Annotated in this window: 11 protein-coding genes; 3 read left to right on the top strand and 8 right to left on the bottom strand. The window is 48.9% G+C overall.

What is annotated here, in order from left to right; genetic code table 11:
* Positions 1-66: 66 nt before the first annotated feature.
* The 4 genes from ACKFKF_RS23460 to ACKFKF_RS23445 form a co-directional block, all read right to left on the bottom strand.
* The gene (locus ACKFKF_RS23460) at positions 67-1,107 is read right to left on the bottom strand and encodes a DUF2325 domain-containing protein (RefSeq protein WP_446869908.1); all 1,041 of its coding nucleotides are present in this window, start codon (positions 1,105-1,107) and stop codon (positions 67-69) included.
* Positions 1,108-1,227: 120 nt separating this feature from the next.
* On the bottom strand, positions 1,228-1,425 hold the full coding sequence (locus tag ACKFKF_RS23455) for a hypothetical protein (RefSeq protein WP_446869907.1): 198 nt from the start codon (positions 1,423-1,425) through the stop codon (positions 1,228-1,230).
* A gap of 15 nt (positions 1,426-1,440) precedes the next feature.
* The gene (locus ACKFKF_RS23450; protein WP_446869906.1) at positions 1,441-2,064 is read right to left on the bottom strand and encodes a DinB/UmuC family translesion DNA polymerase; all 624 of its coding nucleotides are present in this window, start codon (positions 2,062-2,064) and stop codon (positions 1,441-1,443) included.
* A gap of 114 nt (positions 2,065-2,178) precedes the next feature.
* Positions 2,179-3,507 carry an IS4 family transposase gene (locus ACKFKF_RS23445; protein WP_446869909.1) on the bottom strand — a complete coding sequence of 443 codons (1,329 nt, stop codon included), beginning with the start codon at positions 3,505-3,507 and terminating at the stop codon, positions 2,179-2,181.
* Between the two features lie 118 nt (positions 3,508-3,625).
* On the opposite strand from ACKFKF_RS23445, the gene ACKFKF_RS23440 reads away from it, so the two are divergent.
* Together ACKFKF_RS23440 and ACKFKF_RS23435 are read left to right on the top strand one after the other, a co-directional pair.
* The gene (locus ACKFKF_RS23440) at positions 3,626-4,144 is read left to right on the top strand and encodes a DUF2887 domain-containing protein (protein ID WP_446869905.1); all 519 of its coding nucleotides are present in this window, start codon (positions 3,626-3,628) and stop codon (positions 4,142-4,144) included.
* Between the two features lie 22 nt (positions 4,145-4,166).
* On the top strand, positions 4,167-4,400 hold the full coding sequence (locus ACKFKF_RS23435; protein ID WP_446869904.1) for a hypothetical protein: 234 nt from the start codon (positions 4,167-4,169) through the stop codon (positions 4,398-4,400).
* 268 nt (positions 4,401-4,668) lie between these two features.
* Here the strand turns inward: ACKFKF_RS23435 and ACKFKF_RS23430 are convergent, their stop codons facing one another.
* From ACKFKF_RS23430 to ACKFKF_RS23420, 3 genes are all read right to left on the bottom strand, one after another.
* A complete protein-coding gene (locus ACKFKF_RS23430) occupies positions 4,669-4,857 on the bottom strand; it encodes a hypothetical protein (protein WP_446869903.1) in 189 nt (62 codons plus the stop codon).
* 266 nt (positions 4,858-5,123) lie between these two features.
* Entirely contained in the window at positions 5,124-5,402 is a 279-nt protein-coding gene (locus ACKFKF_RS23425) for a hypothetical protein (RefSeq protein WP_446869902.1), read from the bottom strand.
* Positions 5,403-5,421: 19 nt separating this feature from the next.
* Entirely contained in the window at positions 5,422-5,793 is a 372-nt protein-coding gene (locus ACKFKF_RS23420; protein WP_446869901.1) for a hypothetical protein, read from the bottom strand.
* Positions 5,794-6,029: 236 nt separating this feature from the next.
* On the opposite strand from ACKFKF_RS23420, the gene ACKFKF_RS23415 reads away from it, so the two are divergent.
* Positions 6,030-6,317, top strand: a complete 288-nt coding sequence (locus ACKFKF_RS23415) for a hypothetical protein (protein ID WP_446869900.1) — start codon at positions 6,030-6,032, stop codon at positions 6,315-6,317.
* Here the strand turns inward: ACKFKF_RS23415 and ACKFKF_RS23410 are convergent.
* Positions 6,301-6,782 (bottom strand): hypothetical protein (locus tag ACKFKF_RS23410; protein WP_446869899.1); only part of this gene is annotated, 482 nt, incomplete at its 5' end. The genes ACKFKF_RS23415 and ACKFKF_RS23410 overlap by 17 nt on opposite strands.

The raw sequence follows: 6,782 nt of genomic DNA, 5'->3' as shown, positions 1-6,782 counted from the left end.
GTTTTGAAGACCAGCGGAGTGGGTGACTGCTCCGCTGAGTTTAACCTGATTGCTACGAGAACGTCATTACGCACTTTTCGGTCTTCCAAGCTGCTGTGAAAGTCGTTGAGATTTCAGTCCGACTTCGATCGCTTCAATCAAGCGGGTCATCCCCGTCGTTGTAATGTAAATGGGTTTCTTCTCTCCCTTATTTTGCAGAACATGCTGCGTGATCGTATGCGAACTGTAACCCGTCATCACAATTACCAGGTCGGCGCTCTGAACTTGCGTTTCAACCTGTTCCCAGATAGCTGACCCTGATTGAGCGGTTGCCCAAATTAGTTCAACGCTGGACGACCGTAGACGAGTGCGAACGGCTGTCTCTAAGCGATCGTGTCCTCCAATAATCACAACCTTTCCACTGAGACCTTTATAGCTAACGGTTTGTCCTGTCGGTTTCTCTCGTTTCGATGTAAATTCTGTCCGCTGAACATAATTCGCATTCTGCCGATTTTTGTGGGCAATTTCTGCGATAAAGTTCACCGTACTTTCGTAGCTATCCCGCACTTTCGCGGTCGGGTTGTTGGAGTCGCTGTTCTTGCGATCGTAGCGATTAATTTGCTTAATTAAGCGATCCACGACTTCTTCTAATGCCCCAATTTGTTTGAGATCTTCGAGATGCCCTTTAACGGCGATCATCAAGTCAGTCGCATCGTAGAAATCGCCTTGTTCCTCAATCAACTCCAGCAGATCTTGCTTAAGCTGTACTCGCCATTTTCTCAATTCTGCGGCTTCTTGCTTGGCTAGATTTTTTTCCTCTTCTCTCAATAGCGCTTCGTCAATTTCAATCTCTGCCAGGGAATCTGCCTGTTCAATCTGTTCCTTTAAGAGATCTCTTTGCTGTTCCAGTTGCTTAACTGTGAGACTATTGCTGACTTCTTTTTGAGCAAACTGGCTAATTAAATTTTCAACCTGTTTCAGTAATGGCTCAAGCTTTTGCCGAATGTCTTTCGCTATTTCAGCAATTTGAGTTTGACGTTGCTGCTGTTCCTCTAGCTCCTTGAGTTCTTTGACTCCGTTGTTCAGAAGTGCTTGTGTTGCCGCTTCAAGTTCTTGAATGAAGTTCATGGTTTAACTTTTACTCCGTTGCCTTACTTTTGCTTAAGATTCCCTATCCTATCTGGATTGGTTTGGGATAAGTGCCAAATCACGCCACGAAACCCAAAAAGCCTACTCCTGCCGACCTTCTTAACCATCTGGAAACTGCCAACACGCAATATACTCCACCCTTTTGCTGCCACAAACACAGGCTTCAGGTTTGGACGCGACCCACTCGTAATCGCACTCTCGACAGTGACAAAAAATATTGTGTCGATTCGCCTCCTCAAGGCTTCGCTGCCATTCATACAGTTCTGTAGGTGTGAGGTGAGGTTGAGTATCTGACATTGAACAACTCCACAGCTAGAATAACGCCAACTGTACCAACGATTCTGGCTGCAATGCTCCAAGAGATCGCTCCTCACCTCCCAGATTAGACAGCGAGATCCCCAACAGTCTCACACTTCGCCCCTCCAACTCCACCGCTTCAAACAACGTCTGCGCTAGGGAAACGATCGTTGCCACATCCCCGATCGCCCTCATCACCGTCCGGCTGCGCGTAATCTGCTGGTAGTTGGCAAACTTCACCTTCAGCGTAATCGTTCGTCCTCCCGTCTGATGACGCTCCAGGCGTTGATATACTGTCTCTGCAATCGTTTCGAGTTCATGCAGCATCACCGCTCTATCACTCAAATCCTGAGCATAGGAAGTCTCTGCGCCCACTGATTTACGGATTCGATTTGCCTCAACCTGTCGATCGTCCTGTGCCCTGGCAATCTTGAAGTAGTAGTGTCCAACCTTACCAAACTGCTGCACCAATTCAGATTCAGACCGCTCTTTTAAGTCGGCTCCCGTGTGAATGTTCAATTCGTGCATCCTGGCGGTGCTGACCTTCCCAATGCCGTGAAACTTCTCGATCGCTAAAGACTCCACAAACGACTCAGCTTGTTCAGGCAAGATCACCGTCAGTCCATTGGGCTTATTCATCCCCGATGCCATCTTTGCTAAAAACTTGTTGAAGGACACACCCGCAGAAGCGGTTAAGCCTGTCTCTGAAAAGATCTATCCATTAGGCAGAAGTCGGTAGAACGCAGACAGGGCTTAGGCATGAGTCGCCAGTTGCGCGCCTTCGAGCAAATCATGGAACTTTCCTAGTCCTCGCCAAAGCGTTTTCAATCCTGGTTCTCCATCGTGCTTACGAGCCAGAAAGCCGCCGAGTTGGGCAATCCAGCGCACGACCTGGCGTAACGTGGGTGGTTTTTTCGAGCAGTTTTTGGGTTCAAACCTGCGCCGCAACAGTCGCCACTCGTGCGGTTGCAGCACCGTTTCACACGATTCATCTGGGGTGAGTCGAGCGCGATAGGTCAACCCCATCAAGCGCCATGCCACAATCGAGTAGGTTGCTAAGGCATTCAACAATCGCTCTTTGGTTTCGAGTTGCAACTGTTCAAGGCGACAGCCACTTTTGAGCGTGAAATGAAACCGCTCAATTAACCAGCGTAAACTATACCACCGCACACATTGCCAGGCTTGCTCCAACGTGTCGATAGGCAGTGTCGTGAGCAACAACCAGTGAATCGGTTGCCCCTCGGCAGGCGGTGTACATTCTTCGACCAGCAAAGCATTGAGCGTCACGGGTTGACACTGCTTGGGCTGCTTGTGTTGCCGCGGCACGTCAATGGTCACCTGCATTGCCCGCAGGCTTAAAGTTGTACTCCGGGCAACTTGGCTAGGGTTGCGCCCTACCTCAATCGCTTGCTGTCCGAGTACCGGAGCCTGCTCCACCGTGGGAATCAGATAGCCAAGCTCATGCTGCACACGGCGATTGTGTTCCGCCCGGATCAGCAACTCGCTCTTTGCGCGTCGTGGCAGCACAAATAAGTCGTAGATGTCGGCTTCTCGGTCGCCCACATGAATCATCTGCACCGCTGCGTCCACCTCGCGCTCGGCAGCACTCAAAGTATCGAGCCAGCGCTGGCTTTCTTTGTCGCAGGTGGCTTTCTGCTTGCGTTCTCCTCGCTTGCCACTGCGCTCACTGCGCGTCCAAGTGTATTGATGCAACAGTCCGAGCGGCTCACCCCTGCCACTGACTCCGAAGCAGCTATGCACCTTGATGCCTTGATTCGTGCCCTGGTGGATGAAGCCTAATCCCGTCGTCTGCTTCAATCGATGAAAGTCTAAATCCGTTGTGTCCTGTATCGCCAGCACCACGCCCGCTTGAGTCGCCCGTTTCACCACGCTACTGCGGTGACTCAACAGAATTTGAGAAGGCTGCACTTGCGGGTTTGCCCAGAATCGATAGATACTTTGACTCGCACTCGTACTTTGACTTACCTGCGGCACACTTGCGCTCGGATGCTCACTCAGCACTCGCACGGTTTCACACAATCGTTTACTATGCCGCAAATCTCCAAACGCTTGTGAATCGATCTCTTAGCTCACCCAATCCCGCATCGGTTTTTCCTCACAGTGAGTAGTCGTTTTCTCAGTCTGACACAAATAAACCCCACATCTCCTTCACAGCAATCCTTCTACACACTTTTGCGTAATGGATAGAAATGATTGGCGGGGGGTGGTGATTTTCACCGAAAAGCGATTTGATCCAGGGCTGCCGCGCCACTATGCGGAGTATGAGAACAGTCCCAGGTTGCAGCGCATTTATTTGAATAAGTTGCCGATGGATGTGGGTGATCGCTCTCTCGGATTAGGGCTTCTGCAACTCATTGGAACTCCCCAGAAACAAGCTCCAGCGAAAGGACGGGCGTTAATTGAGCGAACTCGTCAAGAGCTTACGGATGTAACTATCCAGCAAAATTTCATAGAATTGGTAGAGACGATCTTCGTCTACAAGTTTCCAAAGCTAAACAGTCAGGAGATTGGCAAGATGTTGAGACTGAGCGATCTAAAACAAACCCGTGTGTACCAAGAGGCTCAGGAAGAGAAGCAGGATGAAATACTTGCGATGACGGTGCCTCTACTCATTGATAGAGGAATGACCGTCGAGGAGATCGCTCAGTATTACAAGTTGCCGATCGAAACTATCCGACGGTTTACTTCTCAAAAATAAGATAAGTCTCATCGTGTCACTCATGCACACCGAGCATCTTTCACCTGAAGCCGCCCAAACCTTCCTCTATGCTTTACCAGAGAAGATCAAATTAGGGCTAATGACCTGTGCGGCTCAACTGGAGTATCCGATCGAGGCTGTGATCGAAATGGCAATTGCAGGCTATCTGGATGAGGATTCGGTTAGTTTTGTGGGCTGCAATCCTGTAGGGATCGATTTCGGTAGGAAACCAAACTTTCAAGAGACGGCTCAGTAAAAATCGCGATCGTCAAACTGGGCAAACGAACGTTGGAACAAGAGCCATGCAAGCACCTCAGAATCTTTAAGTCCCGAAGCTGCTCAACCGATCCTGAACAGCAGCCTGCCTGAGAAAATTCAACTTGGATTAAAGGCTTACGCTGCTCAAGTCGATCAGCCGATCGAAGGCGTTCTTGAAATGATGATTGCAGGATTCCTGGATGAGGATTCAATCAGCTTCACAAAATGCCAGCCTCTTCGAGGAATGCAGTTCGTTTAATGCCGAACTAGTCAACCGAGAAACCTTGAACCGTCTGGTCTTCGCCTGAAGGGTCAGCTTCGCTGCAATTGATCTGTGAGAGTTTCGCGGCTTCACGCCACCAAGCGAGCAGCATCGCTTCTTCCCATTTATCCTGAACATCTGCGGCGCTCAGTCGGGGAAGTGTGCCGGAGCGCATTCCTTCGGGACGGGACACCGCGGACTATGGGCAATACCCAACTCGTCAGGTTGGATGTGTAGAAAGCCTGCTTCTTCAAGTCCACCTTGCAGGGCGAACAGGCACTCGCGCTCAATCTGAGCAGTGAGAAAGGTATGGGCAATGCCGTGAATTCCGAGCAATTTTCATGAGGCGCTGGAAGCAAACAACGATTTTTCTCTACAGTTCTTACGTACAGTGCTTTGGGGAATTTTATGGAGTCAGGCATGAAGTGTTAAGAACGCGATCGTCGTTGCTTTACCGAATCAGCGCTGGCGATCAACCAGTCGCTTTTCAGCCACTTTTTCACGCACTTGGCTTTGAAAACTCGCAACTAATTCTTTGACTTCCTCTAGCGACAGCACTTGACCAAGTTGCTCAGATATCAACTCAGTTAGCTTTGCGTTATCGATCTGGGTCAGCACTAACTCTAGAACTTGATCAAAATCACTGCCCCAATCTGAACCCGCACTGATATCACAGTTTACTTCTTCCTCAAACTGCGCCATTTGTCGGGCTTCTGCTTCGGTCACTGTAAATTTCATTCACGTCTCCTGCTGCGATTTATTCGGCTTGTTCCTCGGTTTCTGTGTCGATCTCAATGCCCATCGCTTCGAGCAACGAAGGACGACGGCGATACCACTCAAAATACGTTAAGTCTCCGCGCTCTGCATCCGTACCCCCATCGAGCATCCCCATTTTCCGATAGAACGGCTCTGACCTGGGTAGCGAATGTAAGCCGACCAGTCCGCCATAGCCTAACTCCTCGCTGCGATATTGAGCAAATTTGAACAAAATTCGCCCCACCGCACGAAATCCATTGGGATCCGGGTTTGTGATTCGATTCCAGGGCGCAGTTGCCAGCGCGTGAATGTATACGATCGTTCGACTCGGTTCGACTTGCGATCGATAGCCTTCGCTCTGGAGAATCATCATGCCCGTGCTTCCAATCACCTTCGTTTGTCCACTGATGTTTCAAGCTGGCAGACTGCCCAATATACTCAATTTTTCTACCCAGCCTCAAGTAATAAATGCTGGGTCCTTTTGGTAGTTTATGACGCTCATACATCGAGATGGATGGGTAGAAGAAGACGCGCAAGAAATTAAGCATTGCCTACCCTTTTCTCAGGTTAGTTGATTGAGTTGGTTCCCAGGGAAGTGAAGATTTAGGAATGACGTTGAAGAAGGTTCCAAACGTCCAACCTGCTAAAAAGCTCAACAGCATGATTTTGATGGATGAGTTGCGGGTTCCGTACATCGTGATCATTTCTCCTAACAGTAATCGACAAGCGTTTCTTAACATGATTGGGCACTGCCTACTTGACCGGCATGAGGAAATGCCCACTTTTTGCCTACTTTTGAAAGCATTACGTGCTGGAAGTTCTGAGAAAGCGTTGGGCGATCGCCCAACGCTGCCAAACTCTTTGCCTAAACTTAAAGACACTACAAACTGGCTTTGAAATTATGTTCACAGCTTCCACACTTCATGTAGTTACTGTTACCGTCTTTGGTCTTTCCTTTGTTTCTCAAGTTGTTTGAACCGCATTCAGGACACTCTAAAAGAGATTGCTTAGAGTTTGTTTTAGCTTCAAGGTGAGCAGCGATCTCGGCTGATTTTTCAATCAGCTTTGACCAATCACAAGGAATTGAATCCGCATTCGGAAGCTCAAAAAAGTAAGCTTTGCCCTGGGTCACAATTAAGCCCGTTCGGTACTCATTCCAACCGTCTAAACCCAGTTCTTCATTTTGTCGATTGCAGTACTCTTTAAGCTTTTCGTACTCTTTTCTCAATGCCTCAGACTTGGATTCTAGTGTGAGTGTTTTGTCGATCGCGGTGTAGCAGTGCCGAAATAAATGGCATTGAAGTTGTCCATACAGCAGATTTCTAGTTAGTGAAGCACAGTTAAATTGGCAAGAGATCCTGT

Source organism: Phormidesmis sp. 146-12 (genome assembly GCF_052939495.1).
The sequence above is the reverse complement of the archived record's forward strand: the minus strand, read 5'-3'. Positions and strand labels throughout refer to the sequence as shown.

Bases quoted from the DNA above. Each gene is read 5' to 3' on its own strand.
- ACKFKF_RS23460 (WP_446869908.1), bottom strand. From the start codon at position 1,107: ATGAACTTCATTCAAGAACTTGAAGCGGCAACACAAGCACTTCTGAAC.
- ACKFKF_RS23455 (WP_446869907.1), bottom strand. From the start codon at position 1,425: ATGTCAGATACTCAACCTCACCTCACACCTACAGAACTGTATGAATGG.
- ACKFKF_RS23450 (WP_446869906.1), bottom strand. From the start codon at position 2,064: ATGAATAAGCCCAATGGACTGACGGTGATCTTGCCTGAACAAGCTGAG.
- ACKFKF_RS23440 (WP_446869905.1), top strand. From the start codon at position 3,626: ATGGATAGAAATGATTGGCGGGGGGTGGTGATTTTCACCGAAAAGCGA.
- ACKFKF_RS23435 (WP_446869904.1), top strand. From the start codon at position 4,167: ATGCACACCGAGCATCTTTCACCTGAAGCCGCCCAAACCTTCCTCTAT.
- ACKFKF_RS23425 (WP_446869902.1), bottom strand. From the start codon at position 5,402: ATGAAATTTACAGTGACCGAAGCAGAAGCCCGACAAATGGCGCAGTTT.
- ACKFKF_RS23420 (WP_446869901.1), bottom strand. From the start codon at position 5,793: ATGATGATTCTCCAGAGCGAAGGCTATCGATCGCAAGTCGAACCGAGT.
- ACKFKF_RS23415 (WP_446869900.1), top strand. From the start codon at position 6,030: ATGACGTTGAAGAAGGTTCCAAACGTCCAACCTGCTAAAAAGCTCAAC.